Origin of the sequence: Pseudomonas sp. Pdm06 (assembly GCF_014851795.1) — a bacterium.
In the GTDB taxonomy this organism is placed as follows: domain Bacteria; phylum Pseudomonadota; class Gammaproteobacteria; order Pseudomonadales; family Pseudomonadaceae; genus Aquipseudomonas; species Aquipseudomonas fluorescens_AA.
Genome location: NZ_JACVAH010000009.1, coordinates 182,625 through 200,170 on the forward strand (window position 1 = coordinate 182,625; position 17,546 = coordinate 200,170).

Genomic DNA, 17,546 nt, shown 5'->3' on the forward strand with positions numbered 1-17,546 from the left:
GGGAACGCCGCCAGGGACGCTCAGCGTTCCGCTTTTGGAATGTGATGTAGCGTGGGGGTGATCAAATTCTGGCTAATGATGCAAAGCCAACCCGACTAAGACTAAGCAACAGCCACTCGATTGCGTCCCAGCGCCTTCGCCCGATACAGGGCCTTATCCGCATCGTTCATCAAGCCGTGAAGATCCTTGTTACAGGCCTCCGTAGACGCGACGCCAAGGCTGGCGGTTATGCAGTGAACAGGTTCGATCATCAACCCCGCAATCGTATCGATGAGCTGTTCCGCAATCTGGGTAGCGACCTCGATGGACGTGTCCGGAAGCAGAATAGCGAACTCTTCCCCACCCAGCCGGCCGTGAATGTCCGTCGCCCGAAACGACGAACTGATGACCAGCCCCATCTCGCGCAAAACCTGATCCCCGACCTGATGGCCATAGGTGTCGTTGATGTGCTTGAAGTGGTCCATGTCCAACATGACGGCGCACAGCCCTAACCGGTTGGTCTTGCATTCGTCATAGAGCTGCTGGGCATGCTCGAAAAAAGCCCGCCGACTCTTCAGGCCGGTCAGTTCGTCGGTTTGTGCGGCGCGGGTTGAAATGCTGTTAGCCTGTTCCATTTCACGGGTAAGACGAAAGGCGACCTCCAGTGCCTGGGACATTTTGTGCGTGGCGCGGGCCGCAAATGCCGCGAACACCAGGATCGAAAGGGCCATGCCGACTTGGATCGGGGACGGTTGAAACAGCAGCCAGACGGTGCATGGAAACAGCACCAGGCCAATGGAGACCAGCGTCATATCGCGGTAGGCCGAATAGCAGGACACCGCGCTGACGGTCATCCCGACGGTAAAGAGCATGACCAACGCCTGGGACAACAGATCGTCCGCCGGCATGACCACAAACGCACCACCGCCCCAGATGCTGGCGGATAACACCAGCGTGACCCAGTATCGGCGCTCCCAGCGTTGAGGCGTACGCTCACTTTCGGGGCTGCGAAAATAGGCGACGAACATCGCGATACGCAACAGCGTCGATGCGGTCAGGATGCCCAGCCACCAAAGAATAGCGCTGTGCTCAAACCGATCCCAACACAGCCAACTCAACATGATGGCGGCCAGGTAACTGCCGAAAACCGCAGAAACGGATTGGCGAAACAGTTGCTGCAATCGGTCAGTTCGCACCTGCTCGGCTATGAAAAAAGCTTGGCCGTTCCGAGATCTTGGGCCATCCATTTGATCCACCTGATCGTGATGCAACTAAAGCGGCGATTGTGGCACCCGGCCACCAATGCAAACAACTGAATTACACCCACGGCCCCAATTGAACAAAACCCCGTGGCGAGGGAGCTTGCTCCCGCTGGGCTGCGAAGCAGCCCCAACCATTCCTACAGCCAAACGGCATCATCTGCTTTACAGGATCAGGCTGGAATCAACCCTGCTTCCCGGTAGCTCAAAATCAGATCATCGAACAGGCCGACATCCGCCCGCGTCCGCGCGATTAACTGGGCACCCGCAACAGCGGTGTAAATGGCGCGGGCTCGGCGTTCACATTCCTCTGCGCTACCTGTCCCAGCATCTGCCAGTACCTGGGCGAGCCACGTCACGTTAACGTCCGCAAAAGCCCTGATCTCTCGCGACACTTCATCGGGAAGGTCTTCGTATTCGGCTGCCATGAAGCTGGACAGACAAAGCCTGTTGCCGTCCTCGAGCGACTTTCGAAAAATGGAGGGGTAAAGCCGCACACACGCCTTCGGATCGGTATGGGCGGCGCGTATCTCTTCAAGCATGCGCAGCGCGTCCTGCCAGTAGCGTTCAGCAACTGCCGCAGCCAGGCCTGCCTTGCTCGGAAAGTGGTAGTAAATGCTGGCGTTCTTGATGCCCACCTGGTCGGCAATGCTACGGAAATTGATACCGCTGTAACCGTGCAGTTGGGCAGCGGCTTTCGCTGCCGCCAAGATGGCTTCTCGAGCATTTTCGTTCACGTTGCAGCCTCGTTTCGAGATTCGACTCACTCAGGTAACGGCGATTCTACGCGCAGATCCGTTTACCTGCCAATTGTCAGGTAGGGGATTGACAGCACTAAATCGGCGGCTCAATCTTTACCTACCAATTGACAGGCAGGTGCTCGAATCATGACTTCCCCACAACAGCGCGTTGATGTTTCCACTGTTCCTACGATGAAAATCTACGATTGGTTCAACGGCCCCTACCCCGCCCGCGTCCGCATTGCGCTGGCGGAAAAAGGATTGCTGCCGAACATCGAATTCGTACCGGTGAATCTCTGGGCCGGTGAGCACAAGAAAGCCGAGTTCCTGGCCATCAATTACTCCGGGACACTGCCCGTGCTGGAGCTGGACGATGGGACGCGGATCGCCGAGTGCACGGCGATCACCCAGTACCTGGATAGCCTGGACGGTCATCCGACGTTGACGGGCGAAACGCCTGTTGAAAAAGGCATCATCCATATGATGACCAAACGTGCCGAGATCGAGTTTCTCGACGCCGTCAGCGCGTACTTCCACCATGCCACGCCGGGCCTCGGCCCCGATGTCGAGCTGTACCAGAATGCCGAGTGGGGCGCTCGGATGCGCGATAAGGCGATCAGGGGCATGCGCTATTTCGACAACCTTCTCAAAGACCGGCCCTTTGTGGCGGGCGACAAGTTTTCGATGGCCGACATTGCGGTACTGGGCGGCATGATCTTCGCCTCGCTGGTGCAACTCCCCGTGCCTGAAGAGTGCGTGGCGCTTCGAGCATGGCACGCCAGGATGCAGGAGCGCTCCAGCGTCCAGGCATGGCGTGCCATGGTCGAGCGTGGCGTTGCGTAGCACTGATAGTGACTAGCCAGCGCCCGCATGAAAAAAGGGGGCAAGGGCTAATGCCAGTCAGTTAAGGATCAAACGATACAAACCTGTGGGAGCAAAGCTTGCTCGCGATGGCGGCAGACCCGTCAACGGCGTTGTCGACGGGCTCACCCCAATCGCGAGCAAGCTTTGCTCCCACGGGTTTGGGGCTTAACTGACGGGTATTAGGGCAAGCCCGACGTGCTCATTGCTTACGGGTTACTCGACTTGCGACAGCTTGGCGTCGTCGCAACCGGCAGCACGGCACTCGCGCTCGACAGCTTTGAGTATGACGATACGCGCCTCGGTCTTCTCATTGGCACAGTCCAGGTAGAGCAGGCCATCGTTGGAGCAGGCGCTGTCACGATTTTTGATCCACTGGATTTGAGCCGCTTTCACTTTTTTCTTTTGATCCGGGTTCAGGGCGCTCATGGTCTTCTTGTATTGATCATTGATGTCCTGATCCGACTGAACCATTTTCAGCGACGCGCAATAGGTTCTGTCATAGGCGTTTCTAGGGTTATCGCAACTCATCGCAGATGCCGATGCTGATGCCATTGCCAGCAATGCCCCAACCAACAAAGACTTGATCACTTACTTCTCTCCCTGAATGCCCTCTATTGATTAGAGGTCGCGGCGGGGAATTTATCATGAGGGTTGTTGAACAATGAAGCAGAACTGCAACGCCCTTGGCCGCCGCGCTGCCGGCGACGGCCTTTCGTTACAACTTTGACTTTCTCGACCAAAGATCGAGGTCGCTGCTGCACGCCGCAACGATGTAGTTCCCACACCAGGAGAATCCGAACGCCCTCACGTGGTCCCTGTAGATCACCGTGCAATCCGCTTGATGACCCTCAATCAGAGCATTTTTGAAGGGTTTGCTCAGAATAAGACTGTTTTCAGGCCAATCCGGGGAAACCAACTCCAGTCCTTCCCCGGCGATGTTGCCGGTTGGCAAGCCACCACCCTGAATGCCACACAGCGGTATGACTTCATCGGCGATCACGCCAATGCCCTGGCAATGCAAGCCGAGCTCGCTCAAGCCCGCATATTCTTCATAGTCGCGCTCAATTTTTTCTCCTGTGTCGCAGTGCACGACACTCCGACCCGAACTGGAGACGACCAGCAAGTAGGGACCTTTTTGCGAAAACCCTACCGATAGCAGCCCACCGACGGCTATCGAAGCAATATGAGCCCAACCCTCGGGGTTCTCATCAACAGGGATCTGGTCGATGAGTCGTATCAAGCGCTTTCGATTGTCTTCGCGTAATGAATTCATGAGTGCATTCGGATAGAAAAGGGGCAAGTCTACCCTGCCCTCCACCCCCCTTTGCGGACCGAAAGACAAGTAGCTACCAGGCGTCATCGAGCGAGGGGCCGGTCAAACATTCGTGGCGAGGGAGCTTGCTCCCGCTGGGCTTTCCTTAACGCCGCATATCTCCGAGCAAAAAAAACGGGCCTGCATTCCCACGCAGCCCCGTTTTTTCACCACCCGATCAGATCAAAACGCCGGCAAAACCGCGCCTTTGTACTTCTCAAGAATAAAAGCCTTCACTTCCGGCGTGTGCAACGCCGCAACCAGCTTCTTCATCGCCTCACTGTCCTTGTCATCCTCACGAGCCACCAGGATGTTCACATACGGCGAGTCGCTACCTTCGATAACCAAAGCATCCTTGGAAGGATCAAGCTTCGCCTCCAACGCATAGTTGGTATTGATCAACGCCAGATCCACCTGGGTCAGCACCCGCGGAATGGTCGCCGCTTCCAGCTCACGGAATTTCAGGTCCTTCGGGTTCTCGGTGATGTCCTTGGTGGTCGACAGGATGTTGCTCGAATCCTTCAACTTGATCACCCCAGCCTTCGCCAGCAGCAACAGTGCACGACCGCCGTTGGTGGCGTCGTTCGGGATCACCACGTTGGCGCCGCCTGGCAGTTCTGTCAGTGCCTTGTACTTGCTGGAGTACGCGCCCAGGGGTTCCAGGTGCACACCGGCCACGCTCACCAGGTGCGTGCCCTTGGCCTTGTTGAACTCATCCAGGTACGGCTGGTGTTGGAAGAAGTTGGCGTCCAGGCGCTTTTCCGCGACCTGTACGTTCGGCTGGATGTAGTCGGTGAAGACCTTGACCTTCAGGTCGACGCCTTCTTTGGCCAGGGCCGGTTTGACGAATTCGAGGATTTCCGCGTGCGGGACCGGCGTTGCGGCGACGGTCAGGGTGTCGGCGGCGTGGGCGGAAAACGCTGCGGCGGCAGCGAAGGCAACCAGTAGTTTTTTCATTCAGCTAACTCCTTGTGAGGCGCCTGCTCTTGGCGCCTGCCAGCGAATGGCCGGCTCATGGTTTATTGGCCGCGAGGCCTTATTTTCTAGAGAAATGCACAACCAGTTTGTCGCCCACGGTTTGCAGCACCTGGACCAGCACCAGCAGCAACACCACCGTGACCACCATGACGTCGGTCTGGAAACGCTGGTAGCCGAAGCGAATCGCCAGGTCGCCCAAACCACCGGCACCGACCACACCGGCCATGGCCGTGTAGGACACCAGCGTAATCGCTGTCACCGTAATCGCTGCAAAAATGCCTGGACGGGCTTCCGGCAGCAAGGCATTGACGATGATCTGCCGCGTGGTGGCGCCCATGGCCTGGGTCGCTTCGATGATGCCGCGGTCGACTTCGCGCAGGGCCGTTTCCACCAGGCGGGCGAAGAACGGTGTCGCGCCGACCACCAGCGGTGGGATCGCGCCGGCCACGCCCAGGGAGGTGCCGGTGATCAGTACCGTGAACGGGATCATCACGATCAACAGAATGATGAACGGCAGCGAACGCAGGATGTTCACGATCAGCGACAGCAGCGCATACACACCGCGGGCTTCGAGCAACTGGCGCGGGCTGCAGAGGAACAGCAACACCCCCAGTGGCAAGCCGAGCAGTACGGTGAACAGCAGCGAACCGAACAGCATCAGGAAGGTGTCGCCGGTGGCCAGCCAGATTTCCAGCCAGTCGATGTTGGAGAAGAATGAGCTCAACAGTTCCATTAGCGCAGCACCTCCATGTGGACATCGGCCGCGGTGAAGCGGGCAAACGCCGCCTCCATGTCACCGCCGGTGACGGCGAGGGTCAGTTGCCCGTAGGGGGTGTCCTTGATGCGGTCGATGCGACCGGCCAGGATGCTGTAGTCCACGCCGGTTTCCCGGGCGACGGTTCCGAGTAATGGCGCGTAGGTCGCGTCGCCCTGGAATGTCAGACGCACGATGCGCCCCGGTACGTGGGCAAAATCGTCGCGCTGTTCGCTTTCGTCGATCTGCTCGTCTTCCTGGACAAAACGCTTGGTGGTCGAGTGCTTGGGGTGCAGGAACACCTCGGCCACCGGGCCTTGCTCGACGATCACGCCGGCGTCCATCACCGCCACTTGATCGCAAACACGGCGGATCACGTCCATTTCATGGGTGATCAGTACGATGGTCAGCTTCAGCTCGCGGTTGATTTCCGCCAGCAGTTGCAGGACCGAGGCGGTGGTCTGCGGGTCGAGGGCGCTGGTGGCCTCGTCGCACAGCAGGATCTTGGGTTTGGTCGCCAGGGCGCGGGCGATGCCGACGCGCTGCTTCTGGCCGCCGGACAATTGCGCCGGGTACTTCTTGGCGTGGTCGGACAAGCCGACGCGGGCGAGCAACTCGGCGACGCGCTGGTCGATTTCGCTGCGGGACAATTCACCCGCCAGCGTCAGTGGCAGCGCCACGTTGTCGGCCACGGTCTTGGACGCCAGCAGGTTGAAGTGCTGGAAGATCATCCCGACTTGCTGGCGGAAGCGGCGCAGGCCGCTGGCGTCCAGGGCGGTGACTTCTTCGCCGTCGACGATGATCTTGCCGCCAGTGGAGTCTTCCAGGCGATTGATCAGGCGCAGCAGGGTACTTTTTCCCGCACCGGAATGGCCAATCAGGCCGAAGACCTGACCGTTCTCAATCGTCAGACTGGTCGGGTGCAGGGCGGGGATATCCCTACCGGCGACCCGGTAGGTTTTATGGACGTCTTGAAACTCGATCACGTAGCGAACCTTGTGGGGCGCGTTGGAAAAGGATCAGCGGTTAGCCGGGCGCGCATTTTAGCCTGTCCGTATAGAGGTTCTTAGCATTTATTTGCGATCGGACCAGTCATTTGGCAATAACGCGATCAAAGGCCATAAAAAAGGAACACGGCCAAACAGCATGGGTCACTCATTAAGCCACTCGAAAATGCCCGGGTACGGAACCTGCGGTATCGAACTCAAGAGTCCTGGCCTCCGGGATCGCAAAGAGGAGTTATGCCTGATGAGTACCAAAAAACCCACGGCCAACAAGAGCCAACTGGCCGGGACCGACACCCTGGATCGCGGCAACACCAACGCCAAGCTCGAGAGCCTGGAACAGTTCCGCTCCGATGCCACCGAACAGGCGTTGCGCACCAATCAGGGTGTGAAGATCGCCGATAACCAGAACACCCTCCGGGTTGGCGCCCGGGGGCCGTCGCTGCTGGAAGACTTCATCATGCGTGAAAAAATCACGCATTTTGACCATGAACGCATCCCGGAGCGCATCGTTCATGCTCGCGGTACCGGCGCCCATGGTTATTTTCAGAGCTACGAAGCTCATTCGGCATTGACCAAGGCCGGATTCCTACAAGATCCGAGTAAGAAAACCCCGGTGTTCGTGCGTTTTTCCACCGTGCAAGGTCCACGGGGTTCCGGCGACACCGTGCGGGACGTTCGTGGCTTTGCGGTCAAGTTCTTCACCGATGAGGGCAACTTCGACCTGGTGGGCAACAACATGCCGGTATTTTTCATCCAGGATGCGATCAAGTTTCCCGACTTCGTCCACGCGGTGAAGCCCGAACCCCACAATGAAATCCCTACGGGCGGTTCAGCCCACGACACGTTTTGGGATTTCGTCTCGCTGGTGCCGGAATCGGCGCACATGGTGATCTGGGCGATGTCCGACCGGGCCATTCCTAAAAGCCTGCGGAGCATGCAGGGCTTCGGTGTGCACACCTTTCGCATGATCAACGCCGAAGGCAAAAGCAGCTTCGTCAAATTCCATTGGCGGCCAACAGTCGGTACCTGCTCGTTGGTTTGGGACGAAGCCCAGAAGCTGGCCGGCAAGGATACGGACTACCACCGTCGCGATCTCTGGGAGTCGATCGAGATGGGCGACTACCCGGAATGGGAGTTCGGCGTGCAGATCGTTGCCGAGGAAGACGAGCATAAGTTCGACTTCGACCTGCTCGACCCGACCAAGATCATCCCTGAAGAGCTGGTGCCCATCACGCCCCTGGGCAAGATGGTGTTGAACCGTAACCCGGACAACTTCTTCGCCGAAGTCGAGCAGGTTGCGTTCTGCCCCGGGCATATCGTGCCGGGCATCGACTTTTCCAACGACCCATTGCTGCAAGGTCGGCTGTTTTCCTACACCGATACGCAGATCAGCCGACTTGGTGGGCCGAATTTTCATGAGCTGCCGATCAACCGGGCGATCACCCCGGTGCACAACGGTCAGCGCGATGCGATGCACCGCACCACCATCGACAAGGGCCGCACGTCTTACGAGCCGAACTCCATCGATGGTGGCTGGCCGAAGGAAACCCCACCTGGCCCTGAAGACGGTGGTTTCGAAAGCTATCCGGAGCGCATCGATGCCTACAAGATCCGCCAGCGCAGTGAGTCGTTCTCCGACCATTTCTCCCAGGCGCGGTTGTTCTACAAGAGCATGAGCGCCCACGAGCAAGAGCACATCATCGCGGCCTACAGCTTCGAGCTGGGCAAGGTAGAGCGGGAGTTCATCCGGGCGCGGCAGGTCAACGAGATCCTGGCCAACATCGATCTGGAACTGGCCGCGCGGGTGGCGAAAAACCTGGGCCTGCCCGCCCCCACCGCCGGCACCGTCGATGTGCCGAAACCCTCGCTGAAGCAATCCCCGGCCTTGAGTCAGGCGAACCTGCTGTCTGGGGACATCAAGACGCGAAAAGTGGCCGTGCTGGTGGCTAACGGCGTCGATGGGGCGATCATAGAGGCGCTCAAGAAGGCTTTGAAAGCGAAGGGCGCCCACGCCAAGGTGCTGGGGCCGACTTCTGCGCCAGTGACCACCGCTGATGGGAAAACGCTACCGGTGGATGCGTCCATGGAAGGGTTGCCGTCTATTGCCTTTGATGCGGTGTTCGTGCCGGGTGGCGCGGAGTCGATCAAGGCCTTGGGTACCGACGGCGTGGCCCTGCATTACTTGCTGGAAGCCTATAAGCACCTCAAGGCCATCGCTCTGAATGGCGAAGCGCGGCAGTTGCTGGTGTTGTTGAAACTGGAGGCGGATGCGGGGCTGATTCCTGACGTGGATGCTGGCAAGTTCCAGGCGTTCTTCGACGCTATTGCCCAGCATCGGGTGTGGGCGCGGGAACCTAAGGCGAAGGCGATTCCGGCTTGAGTGTCTGAAAGAGGCTGGTTGCCGGTAGGGCGCTATCGCGAGCGAGCTCGCTCCCACAGGGTCAGGTGTCGATCACTAAACTGTGATCACCCTAGATCCAATGTGGGAGCTCGCTCGCGATGCTGTTAAGGCTTGCGCGGTGTCAGCACCATCTGCGCCGGCACATTGCGCAGGGTCTGCTTGCGTAGATTCAGTTCAAACCCCGGATCAAGCTTTTTAACCCGCTTGGTCAGCAACGTCGCCAGCCAAGGATAATCATCGGTGCGCGGCGCCTGGATGCTGACGTCGCACTGGTAATTCACCACATCAGCGGCAATAGCGTCCAGTTGCCGACGCATTTTCTGGATATCGCCGATATTAAGCGCAACGGTGGTGCTCTCGGCGCTAGGGTCGATCACTTTGGCGACCGGTTTGGCTTCGGCGGCCTTGAGGTCGGCCTCGGCTTTTTCCAGGTCGGCCTTGCGGGCTTCGGCTATGGCGCTGTTGACCTCGCCGGTAAGGGCCGGGGCCTTGGGCATCAACGCCCGGGCACGGCTCAGGGCGGTGGCGGCGGCGTTTACGTCGCCTTTTTGCAAGTCGATCTGGCTGCGGCGCAAATACGCCTCGGCCAATTGCCGCTGGTAGGGTTCCAGCGACCGGTCTTCGGGCGACTGGGCTTGCAAGGCGGCCAGCTGGTCTTCAGCGGTGGCCAGCTCATTGCTGGCCAGGCTTTGCTCGAGCTGCGCGATGGCCGGGCCCCGCGTATCGGGAGCCTGGGTGACCGGCGGTGTACTCTGGCAAGCGCCCAGCAGCAGAGAAAATGCGACAAGGAGCAGATAACGGGAGGCGAACGGCTTCATTCCTGCGACTCTCTATTTGCGCAAAAAGCGAGCAAGTCTACACCCCTCGACGAGGCAGGACAAAACTCAGCAGAAACAACGCCGCGGCGCTGACCACGATCGACGGGCCGGCCGGGGTGTCCTTGAACCAGGAAAGCGCCAAGCCGCCACATACCGCGAGCATGCCCAGCAGGCTCGCGCCGAGCGCCATCTGCTCGGGCGAGCGGGCGTGACGCTGTGCCGCAGCCGCCGGGATGATCAGCAATGACGTAATCAGCAATACACCGACGATTTTCATCGCCACGGCGATGACCACCGCAATCAGCAGCATCAGCGCCAGTCGCAAACCCAGTACAGGCAAGCCTTCGACTCGAGCCAGTTCTTCGTGCACGGTGACGGCCAGCAATGGCCGCCAGAGCGCCACCAGCAACAGCAGCACCGCCGCGCTACCGCCCAGGATCCACGACAGGTCCGTCGGACTGATCGCCAGCAGGTCGCCGAACAGATAGGCCATCAGGTCGATGCGCACGTCATGCATGAAGCTCAGCACCACCAGCCCGAGGGACAAGGTGCTCGGCGCGAGGATACCCAGCAACGTGTCGGACGCCAGCGGCTGGCGGTGTTGCAGGGTCACCAGGACCACCGCCAGCAACAGGCAACCAACAGTTACTGCTACCGCCGGGCTGACATCCAGCAGAAACCCCAAGGCCACGCCGAGCAAGGCGGCGTGGGACAAGGTGTCGCCGAAATAGGCCATGCGCCGCCAGACCACGAACGAGCCCAGGGGGCCGGCGACCAGGGCGAGTGCCAGGCCTGCGAGCAGGGCGTACAACAGAAAATCAGCCATGCTTGCAGCCATCTCCATGAACATGATTGGAAGCGGAAGGGGCGCTGACCACCGAGCCATGCAGGTCATGGGCGTGGTCATGGTGGTGGTGATAAATCGCCAGGCTTTGTGCGTTTTTTCCGAACAGCTCGACAAAGGCCGGGTCGCCGCTGACCTGCTCGGGATGCCCGGAGCAGCAGACGTGGCGGTTGAGGCAGACCACCTGATCGGTGGTGCTCATCACCAGGTGCAAGTCGTGGGACACCATCAGCACGCCGCAGCCATGGCGGTCGCGCAGGCGTGTGATCAGGCTGTACAGCTCGGCCTGCCCCGCCACATCGACCCCTTGCACCGGCTCGTCGAGCACCAACAATTCAGGCTCGCGCAGCAGGGCGCGGGCCAGCAGCACGCGTTGCATCTCGCCCCCGGAGACACTTTGCACCGGGCTGTCGATCACCTGTTCGGCACCGACTTCGTTGAGCGCGGCCAAGGCCCGTGCGCGGTCCACCCCAGGCACCAGGCGCAGGAAGCGCAGCACGGACAGCGGCAGCGTCGGATCGACGTGAAGTTTTTGCGGCATGTAGCCGACGCGCAACCTGGGCTTGCGCCAGACGCTGCCGCTGTCGGGCTTGAGCAAACCCAACACGGCGCGCACCAGGGTGGTCTTGCCGGCGCCATTGGGGCCGATCAGGGTCACGATCTGCCCCGGCTCGACGCTCAGGTGAATGTTGTCCAGCACGTTCTGCCCGGCGAACGTCACGGCCACCTGCTCGAGACGGATCAACGCATTGCTCATCAGGCCCCCTGGCAGCCGGAGCAGAGACCGACCACTTCGACGGTCTGGGTGTCGACCACGAAGCCGACCTCCTGGGCGCTGGCGATAATGGCATCGCTGATGGACTTCTGTTCCAGCTCGATGGCGGCGTGGCATTCGCGGCAGATCAGGAACTGGCCTTGGTGGGCGTGCTCCGGATGGTTGCAGCCGACGAAGGCGTTCAGCGACGAAATGCGATGCACCAAGCCGTTTTCCAAGAGGAAATCCAGCGCCCGATAGACCGTTGGCGGCGCGGCACGGCGCCCGTCCTGTTCGCTGAGCACGGCCAGGATGTCGTAGGCGCCCAGCGGCTTGTGGCTTTGCCAGACCAATTCCAGCACGCGCCGACGCAGGGCGGTCAGGCGCAACCCTTGGCGCGCGCAGATGGCGTCGGCCTCGGACAGCGCGGTGTGCACGCAGTGGGAGTGATCGTGGGGACGACTGGCAAGGGGCGTAATAGGCATGGGCAGCGACGAGTTTAGTGAGAGACGTTATTATGTTACCCGTTCTCGCCTCTTCGAGTGGTCATCGTGTCCCGATTTTTTTCGCTCTTTGTCGCTTTTGTCGCAAGTTTTCTACTGATTGGTCCGGCCCAGGCCGAGGTCAAGGTCCTCACCAGCATCAAGCCGTTGCAGTTGATTGCCGCCGCCGTGCAGGACGGTGTGGCGGTCCCGGAAGTGTTGCTGCCGCCAGGGGCTTCGCCGCATCACTATGCGTTGCGCCCATCGGACGTGCGCAAGGTGCAGTCGGTGGACCTGCTGTACTGGATTGGGCCGGACATGGAAGGTTTCCTACCGCGCGTGTTGAACGGTCGTACGCTGCCGTCGGTCGCGGTGCAGGCACTGCCGGGGCTCAAGTTGCGTCACTTCGCCCAGGACAGCGCGTCCCACGAGGACGATGACCATGACGGCGATGAGCACGATCACGACCACCGACCCGGCACCGTGGATGCCCACCTGTGGCTATCGCCGCACAATGCGCGGGTGATCGCCGCGAAAATGGCGGCCGACCTGAGCGCGGCGGATCCGGCGAATGCGGCCCGCTACCAGAGCAACCTCGCGGGTTTCAACCAGCGTCTCGACGCCTTGGACGCGCGCCTCAAGGCGCGACTGGCCGGGGTCGCGGGCAAACCGTATTTCGTGTTCCACGAAGCGTTCGACTATTTCGAAGACAACTACGGCCTCAAGCACGCCGGGGTGTTCGCCGTGGCCGCCGAAGTCCAGCCCGGCGCCCAGCATGTGGCGGCGATGCGCACGCGCTTGCAAGCGGTGGGCAAGACCTGCGTCTTCAGCGAACCGCCGTTGCGCCCGCGCCTGGCCGAAACCCTGGTGGCCGGGTTGCCGGTGAAACTGGCGGAGCTGGATGCCCTGGGCGGCTATACCCCGGCGACGGCGCAAGGGTATGAGCAGTTGTTGGAGAAGCTGGGGAATGATCTGGCGGGGTGCCTGGAGTCGCTATGACCCCAGCCCCGCGCGCTCCTGCCGAACATGGATCCTGTGGCGAGGGAGCTTGCTCCCGCTCGGTTGCGCAGCGACCGCAAGATTTTGGGGCTGCTCCGCACCCCAGCGGGAGCAAGCTCCCTCGCCACAAAAGCAGCGTTCGGCGAAAGCCTTCTATTGGTACTTAGAGGGCAAAAGGCAGCAAGGCGTGAACCGTCTGCCGCTGCGTCAAGCGCTGCTGGAACTCCATCGGATCGTGAATCAACACATCCTGCCCGGCGAACGACTCGGCGGCGATCAACCGCGACAGCCAGAACCGCACGCACGCCACGCGCAGCATGGTTGGCCATAGCTGTGCCTCGGCGGCGGTGAACGGCCGCAGAGCCGCATAGGCACCCAGCAATGCCCGCGCTCTCGGACCATCGAGCACACCGTCGTCATCCGAACACCAGTCGTTCAAGGCAATGGCGACGTCATACAGCATCGGCCCGGAGCAGGCGTTGTAGAAGTCGATCAGCCCGGTCAGGTGCGTGCCTTCGAACATCGCATTGTCGCGGAACAGATCGGCATGGATGTTGGCGCGCGGCAGCGCCAGGATGCCAACCTTCTGCTGCGCGATTTCATCCAGCGCCGTTTCGAGCAGCCGACGCGGCTCGGCGTCGAGGTGCGAGAGCAGCTTGCCGCCCTCCTCCTGCATCCAGTCCAGGCCGCGATCGGTCTTGCGCTTGATCATGTTGTCGCGGGTCGCCAAGTGCAGATGCGCCAGCAACTCCCCGACCTGGGCGCAGTGCTGGGCGTTGGCCTGCTTGATGTGCTTGCCCGCCAGGCGCGGTTGCAACAGCGCCGGCTTGCCCGCCAGCTCCCGCAGCGCGACGCCGTCGGTGGTGCGCAAGGCGTAAGGCACCGGCAGGTCGGCGTCATGCAGCACGTCCAGCAGTTCGATGAAGAACGGCATTTCCTGCACCGGGCCGCGCTCGACCAGGGTCAGGACGAATTCGCCCTGCTCCAGGCTGATAAAGAAATTGGTGTTTTCGCTGCCGGCGGCGATCCCCTGGAAATCAAGCAGACGGCCAAGCCCGTAAGGGGCGAGAAAGGTTTCCAGCTCGGGCCGAGCCAGGGGCGTGAACACAGACATGGTTAAAACTGCCAGTACGGGCGCCCTTCAGCGGGCGCCGGTTGAAGTGCAGAGTGGGGCTACCACTCAAAGATTTTCCACGAAGGGATCAGCATATCCGGCTGGTCCGAGCGGATGAAGTTTGCATCAGTGCCATCGGCGCGTACCAGGAAATAAGGCTTGCCGTTCTTGGGCGTGACCTTGATCGCGTACAAAAATCCGTTTTGCCGATACTCCTGAATGGTTTTATCGCCTTCGGTGCGGATGGTGACATCCGGGTCCGCCGAGGGTGCGTCATCCGCTGCCATGACGGCCAACGGGGTGATTGCAAACAAGCCAGCCAGTAACAGGCGATTTAGTGTACGCATGATAACCTTGTCCCTTTGTCGTCAACGGTCCCGCTATTCTAGCCCCGGACCCGCCGAAAAGGTTGATCCTGCTCATGAGCCAAGCCCCCCTCGTCCTGGTGGACGGTTCTTCTTATCTGTACCGCGCCTTTCACGCGCTGCCACCGCTGACCACGTCCAAAGGCCTGCCGACCGGTGCGGTCAAAGGCGTGTTGAACATGCTCAAGAGCCTGCGCAAGCAGTATCCGGACAGTCCGTTCGCCGTGGTGTTCGACGCCAAGGGTGGGACATTTCGCGATGCGCTGTACGCGGAATACAAGGCCAACCGCCCGAGCATGCCCGACGACATGCGCGTGCAGATCGAGCCACTGCATGCCAGCGTCAAGGCCCTGGGCTTCCCGCTGCTGTGCGTGGACAACGTCGAAGCCGATGACGTGATCGGCACCCTGGCCCGCAGCAGCGCGGCGGCCGACCGCCCGGTGGTGATCTCCACCGGCGACAAGGACATGGCGCAGTTGGTCGACGGGCACATTACCTTGGTCAATACCATGACCGGTAGCGCCCTGGACGTGGCTGGCGTGAAGGAGAAGTTTGGCGTCGCTCCAGAGCAGATCATCGATTACCTGGCGCTGATGGGCGATTCGTCCGACAACATCCCCGGCGTTCCGGGCATCGGACCGAAGACCGCTTCCGGCCTGCTGGTGGGCGTCAATGGCGGCCTGACCGAGCTGTACGCGCAACTGGATATCGTTGCCACCTTGCCGATCCGTGGCGCCAAGACCCTGGCCGCCAAGCTCGAAGAGCACAAGGAAATGGCGTTGCTTTCCTACGAGCTGGCGACCATCAAGACCGACGTGCCGTTGGATGTCGGCCTGGACGACCTGCAAATGGGCGCACCCGATCACGAGAAGCTGGCCGAGCTGTACACGTTGCTGGAGTTCAAGAGCTGGTTCGAGGAAAACCAGCGGGACGCCAAGCGTGCCGGCCAGGAGATCGTCGAAGTTGCCGAGGAACAGCCCGGCGCGGCCGAGGCCAAGTACGAGGTCATTCTCGAGCAGGCGCGCTTCGAGGCGTGGCTGGCGAAACTGGACAAAGCGCCGCTGTTCGCTTTTGTCACCGAAACCAACGGCGGTGATGCCCAGCATTCGCAACTGGTTGGCTTGTCGTTCGCCGTGGCTCCTTTCGAGGCGGCCTACATCCCGCTGACCCACTCCTACATGGGCGTGCCGGAGCAGTTGGACCGCGACACGGTGCTCAAGGCGCTCAAACCGCTGTTGGAAAACCCGAACAAACTCAAGATCGGCCAGCACGCCAAGTTCGAAACCAACATCCTGGCCAACTGCGCCATCGGCGGCGATCAGAACAATGGCATCCTGGTCCAGGGCATCGCCTTCGACACCATGCTCGAATCCTACGTGCTGGACTCCACCGCGACCCGCCACGACATGGACAGCCTGGCGCTCAAGTACCTGGGCCAGAGCAAGACCGATTTCCAGGACATCGCTGGCAAAGGGGTCAAGCAACTGACCTTCGACCAGATCTCCCTGGAACTGGCCGGCCCTTACGCCGCCGAAGACGCCGACGTGACTTTCCGCCTGCACCAGGCCTTGCAGGAAAAGCTGGCCGCCACGCCAAGCCTGGGTCCGGTGCTCAACGATATCGAAATGCCCCTGATGCCAGTCCTGGCGCGCATCGAGCGCCAGGGGGCGTTGGTCGATGCCAACCTGCTGGGCGTACAGAGTGTCGAGCTGGGCGAAAAACTGGTGGCGCTGGAGCGTGAGGCGTTTGCCATCGCCGGCGAGGAATTCAACCTGGGTTCGCCGAAGCAATTGGGCGTGATCCTGTACGAAAAGCTCGGCTTGCCGGTGCTCAGCAAAACCGCCAAGGGCCAGGCGTCCACCGCCGAAGCGGTACTCGCCGAGCTGGCTGAGCAGGATTACCCGCTGCCTAAGGTGCTGATGCAGTACCGCTCCCTGAGCAAGCTCAAGAGCACCTACACCGATCGCCTGCCGGAACAGATCAACAGCCGCACCGGCCGCGTCCACACCAATTACCAGCAGGCCGTCGCCGCGACCGGGCGCCTGTCATCCATCGACCCGAACCTGCAGAACATCCCGATTCGCACGGCCGAAGGCCGACGCATCCGCCAAGCGTTCGTCGCGCCGAAAGGCTACAAACTGCTGGCGGCGGACTATTCGCAAATTGAACTGCGGATCATGGCGCACCTAGCCAAGGACGAAGGGTTGCTTCATGCGTTTCGTAATGACCTGGACGTGCACCGGGCCACGGCGGCCGAGGTGTTCGGCGTCGATTTGGACGCGGTTACCCATGACCAGCGCCGCAGCGCCAAGGCGATCAACTTCGGTTTGATCTACGGCATGAGCGCTTTCGGTCTGGCCAAGCAGATCGGCGTCGATCGCAAGCAGTCCCAGGCCTACATCGACCGCTACTTCACTCGCTACCCGGGTGTGCTGGCATACATGGAACGCACCCGCGCCCAGGCGGCCGAGCAAGGTTTTGTCGAAACCATTTTCGGTCGCCGGTTGTACCTGCCGGACATCAACGCGAAAAACCCGGCCCTGCGCAAAGGCGCCGAGCGCACCGCCATCAACGCGCCGATGCAGGGCACGGCGGCCGACATCATCAAGAAAGCCATGGTCGCCGTGGACCGCTGGCTGACGGCGTCCGGGCTGGATGCGAAGGTCATCCTGCAGGTCCACGACGAACTGGTGCTGGAAGTGCGTGAAGACCTGGTCGATCAGGTGCGCGAAGAAATCCGCCAGCACATGAGCACCGCCGCCACGCTGGACGTGCCGCTGTTGGTGGAAGTGGGCGTGGGCAATAACTGGGACGAGGCGCACTGAGTCGTAGGCTCTGAAGCTGGCGCAAGTCCCGTGGCGAGGGAGCTTGCTCCC

The 17,546-nt window shown here is 60.9% G+C and carries 17 protein-coding genes; 4 read left to right on the forward strand and 13 right to left on the reverse strand.

Features of this window, described 5'->3' with window-relative positions; translation table 11 throughout:
- Positions 1-101: 101 nt before the first annotated feature.
- The gene (locus IB266_RS16555; protein ID WP_192261807.1) at positions 102-1,226 is read right to left on the reverse strand and encodes a sensor domain-containing diguanylate cyclase; all 1,125 of its coding nucleotides are present in this window, start codon (positions 1,224-1,226) and stop codon (positions 102-104) included.
- A gap of 185 nt (positions 1,227-1,411) precedes the next feature.
- On the reverse strand, positions 1,412-1,975 hold the full coding sequence (locus IB266_RS16560; RefSeq protein WP_192261808.1) for a TetR/AcrR family transcriptional regulator: 564 nt from the start codon (positions 1,973-1,975) through the stop codon (positions 1,412-1,414).
- Positions 1,976-2,125: 150 nt separating this feature from the next.
- Between IB266_RS16560 and IB266_RS16565 the strand changes: the two genes are divergently transcribed.
- A complete protein-coding gene (locus IB266_RS16565) occupies positions 2,126-2,821 on the forward strand; it encodes a glutathione S-transferase (RefSeq protein WP_192261809.1) in 696 nt (231 codons plus the stop codon).
- A 234-nt stretch (positions 2,822-3,055) separates the two neighbouring features.
- On the opposite strand, the gene IB266_RS16570 is transcribed toward IB266_RS16565, so the two are convergent.
- The 5 genes from IB266_RS16570 to IB266_RS16590 all read right to left on the reverse strand — a co-directional run bounded on the left by IB266_RS16570 (position 3,056) and on the right by IB266_RS16590 (position 6,872).
- Positions 3,056-3,430, reverse strand: coding sequence for a lysozyme inhibitor LprI family protein (locus IB266_RS16570; protein WP_033062452.1), 375 nt, complete (start codon positions 3,428-3,430; stop codon positions 3,056-3,058).
- Positions 3,431-3,557: 127 nt separating this feature from the next.
- Complete coding sequence (locus IB266_RS16575) at positions 3,558-4,115, reverse strand: hypothetical protein (protein WP_192261810.1); 558 nt, start codon at positions 4,113-4,115, stop codon at positions 3,558-3,560.
- A gap of 222 nt (positions 4,116-4,337) precedes the next feature.
- Positions 4,338-5,111, reverse strand: coding sequence for a MetQ/NlpA family ABC transporter substrate-binding protein (locus IB266_RS16580; protein ID WP_192261811.1), 774 nt, complete (start codon positions 5,109-5,111; stop codon positions 4,338-4,340).
- 79 nt (positions 5,112-5,190) lie between these two features.
- Positions 5,191-5,865 carry a methionine ABC transporter permease gene (locus IB266_RS16585; RefSeq protein ID WP_003196204.1) on the reverse strand — a complete coding sequence of 225 codons (675 nt, stop codon included), beginning with the start codon at positions 5,863-5,865 and terminating at the stop codon, positions 5,191-5,193.
- Entirely contained in the window at positions 5,865-6,872 is a 1,008-nt protein-coding gene (locus tag IB266_RS16590) for a methionine ABC transporter ATP-binding protein (protein ID WP_192261812.1), read from the reverse strand. Before IB266_RS16590 ends, IB266_RS16585 begins: the two co-directional genes overlap by 1 nt.
- Before the next feature lie 262 nt (positions 6,873-7,134).
- Between IB266_RS16590 and katE the strand changes: the two genes are divergently transcribed.
- Complete coding sequence (gene katE, locus IB266_RS16595; protein ID WP_192261813.1) at positions 7,135-9,273, forward strand: catalase HPII; 2,139 nt, start codon at positions 7,135-7,137, stop codon at positions 9,271-9,273.
- Positions 9,274-9,398: 125 nt separating this feature from the next.
- Here katE and IB266_RS16600 read toward each other — a convergent pair whose 3' ends face one another.
- The 4 genes from IB266_RS16600 to zur are packed head-to-tail and all read right to left on the reverse strand — an operon-like array spanning position 9,399 to position 12,195.
- Positions 9,399-10,112 carry a PA5502 family lipoprotein gene (locus IB266_RS16600; RefSeq protein ID WP_192261814.1) on the reverse strand — a complete coding sequence of 238 codons (714 nt, stop codon included), beginning with the start codon at positions 10,110-10,112 and terminating at the stop codon, positions 9,399-9,401.
- A gap of 37 nt (positions 10,113-10,149) precedes the next feature.
- Entirely contained in the window at positions 10,150-10,938 is a 789-nt protein-coding gene (gene znuB, locus IB266_RS16605) for a zinc ABC transporter permease subunit ZnuB (protein ID WP_003196213.1), read from the reverse strand.
- Positions 10,931-11,713: a zinc ABC transporter ATP-binding protein ZnuC gene (znuC, locus tag IB266_RS16610; protein WP_060739886.1), complete on the reverse strand. Its 783-nt coding sequence runs from the start codon at positions 11,711-11,713 to the stop codon at positions 10,931-10,933. The genes znuB and znuC overlap by 8 nt, the downstream gene beginning before the upstream one ends.
- Positions 11,713-12,195 carry a zinc uptake transcriptional repressor Zur gene (gene zur, locus IB266_RS16615; protein ID WP_060739885.1) on the reverse strand — a complete coding sequence of 161 codons (483 nt, stop codon included), beginning with the start codon at positions 12,193-12,195 and terminating at the stop codon, positions 11,713-11,715. The genes znuC and zur overlap by 1 nt, the downstream gene beginning before the upstream one ends.
- A gap of 66 nt (positions 12,196-12,261) precedes the next feature.
- On the opposite strand from zur, the gene znuA reads away from it, so the two are divergent.
- Positions 12,262-13,191 carry a zinc ABC transporter substrate-binding protein ZnuA gene (znuA, locus tag IB266_RS16620; protein ID WP_192261815.1) on the forward strand — a complete coding sequence of 310 codons (930 nt, stop codon included), beginning with the start codon at positions 12,262-12,264 and terminating at the stop codon, positions 13,189-13,191.
- Between the two features lie 163 nt (positions 13,192-13,354).
- Here znuA and IB266_RS16625 read toward each other — a convergent pair whose 3' ends face one another.
- Complete coding sequence (locus IB266_RS16625) at positions 13,355-14,305, reverse strand: homoserine kinase (protein ID WP_192261816.1); 951 nt, start codon at positions 14,303-14,305, stop codon at positions 13,355-13,357.
- Positions 14,306-14,364: 59 nt separating this feature from the next.
- Positions 14,365-14,652 (reverse strand): DUF2782 domain-containing protein, encoded by a 288-nt coding sequence (locus IB266_RS16630; protein WP_018602771.1) that lies wholly within the window; start codon positions 14,650-14,652, stop codon positions 14,365-14,367.
- Between the two features lie 74 nt (positions 14,653-14,726).
- Here IB266_RS16630 and polA point away from each other — a divergent pair, with 74 nt between their 5' ends.
- A complete protein-coding gene (gene polA, locus IB266_RS16635; RefSeq protein ID WP_192261817.1) occupies positions 14,727-17,495 on the forward strand; it encodes a DNA polymerase I in 2,769 nt (922 codons plus the stop codon).
- Positions 17,496-17,546 lie beyond the last annotated feature (51 nt).

Coding starts and splice junctions, on each gene's coding strand:
- IB266_RS16600 (WP_192261814.1), bottom strand. CDS start 10,112: ATGAAGCCGTTCGCCTCCCGTTATCTGCTCCTTGTCGCATTTTCTCTG.
- katE (WP_192261813.1), top strand. CDS start 7,135: ATGAGTACCAAAAAACCCACGGCCAACAAGAGCCAACTGGCCGGGACC.
- znuB (WP_003196213.1), bottom strand. CDS start 10,938: ATGGCTGATTTTCTGTTGTACGCCCTGCTCGCAGGCCTGGCACTCGCC.
- IB266_RS16585 (WP_003196204.1), bottom strand. CDS start 5,865: ATGGAACTGTTGAGCTCATTCTTCTCCAACATCGACTGGCTGGAAATC.
- IB266_RS16575 (WP_192261810.1), bottom strand. CDS start 4,115: ATGAATTCATTACGCGAAGACAATCGAAAGCGCTTGATACGACTCATC.
- IB266_RS16555 (WP_192261807.1), bottom strand. CDS start 1,226: ATGGATGGCCCAAGATCTCGGAACGGCCAAGCTTTTTTCATAGCCGAG.
- polA (WP_192261817.1), top strand. CDS start 14,727: ATGAGCCAAGCCCCCCTCGTCCTGGTGGACGGTTCTTCTTATCTGTAC.
- IB266_RS16630 (WP_018602771.1), bottom strand. CDS start 14,652: ATGCGTACACTAAATCGCCTGTTACTGGCTGGCTTGTTTGCAATCACC.
- zur (WP_060739885.1), bottom strand. CDS start 12,195: ATGCCTATTACGCCCCTTGCCAGTCGTCCCCACGATCACTCCCACTGC.
- IB266_RS16565 (WP_192261809.1), top strand. CDS start 2,126: ATGACTTCCCCACAACAGCGCGTTGATGTTTCCACTGTTCCTACGATG.
- IB266_RS16625 (WP_192261816.1), bottom strand. CDS start 14,305: ATGTCTGTGTTCACGCCCCTGGCTCGGCCCGAGCTGGAAACCTTTCTC.
- IB266_RS16580 (WP_192261811.1), bottom strand. CDS start 5,111: ATGAAAAAACTACTGGTTGCCTTCGCTGCCGCCGCAGCGTTTTCCGCC.
- znuC (WP_060739886.1), bottom strand. CDS start 11,713: ATGAGCAATGCGTTGATCCGTCTCGAGCAGGTGGCCGTGACGTTCGCC.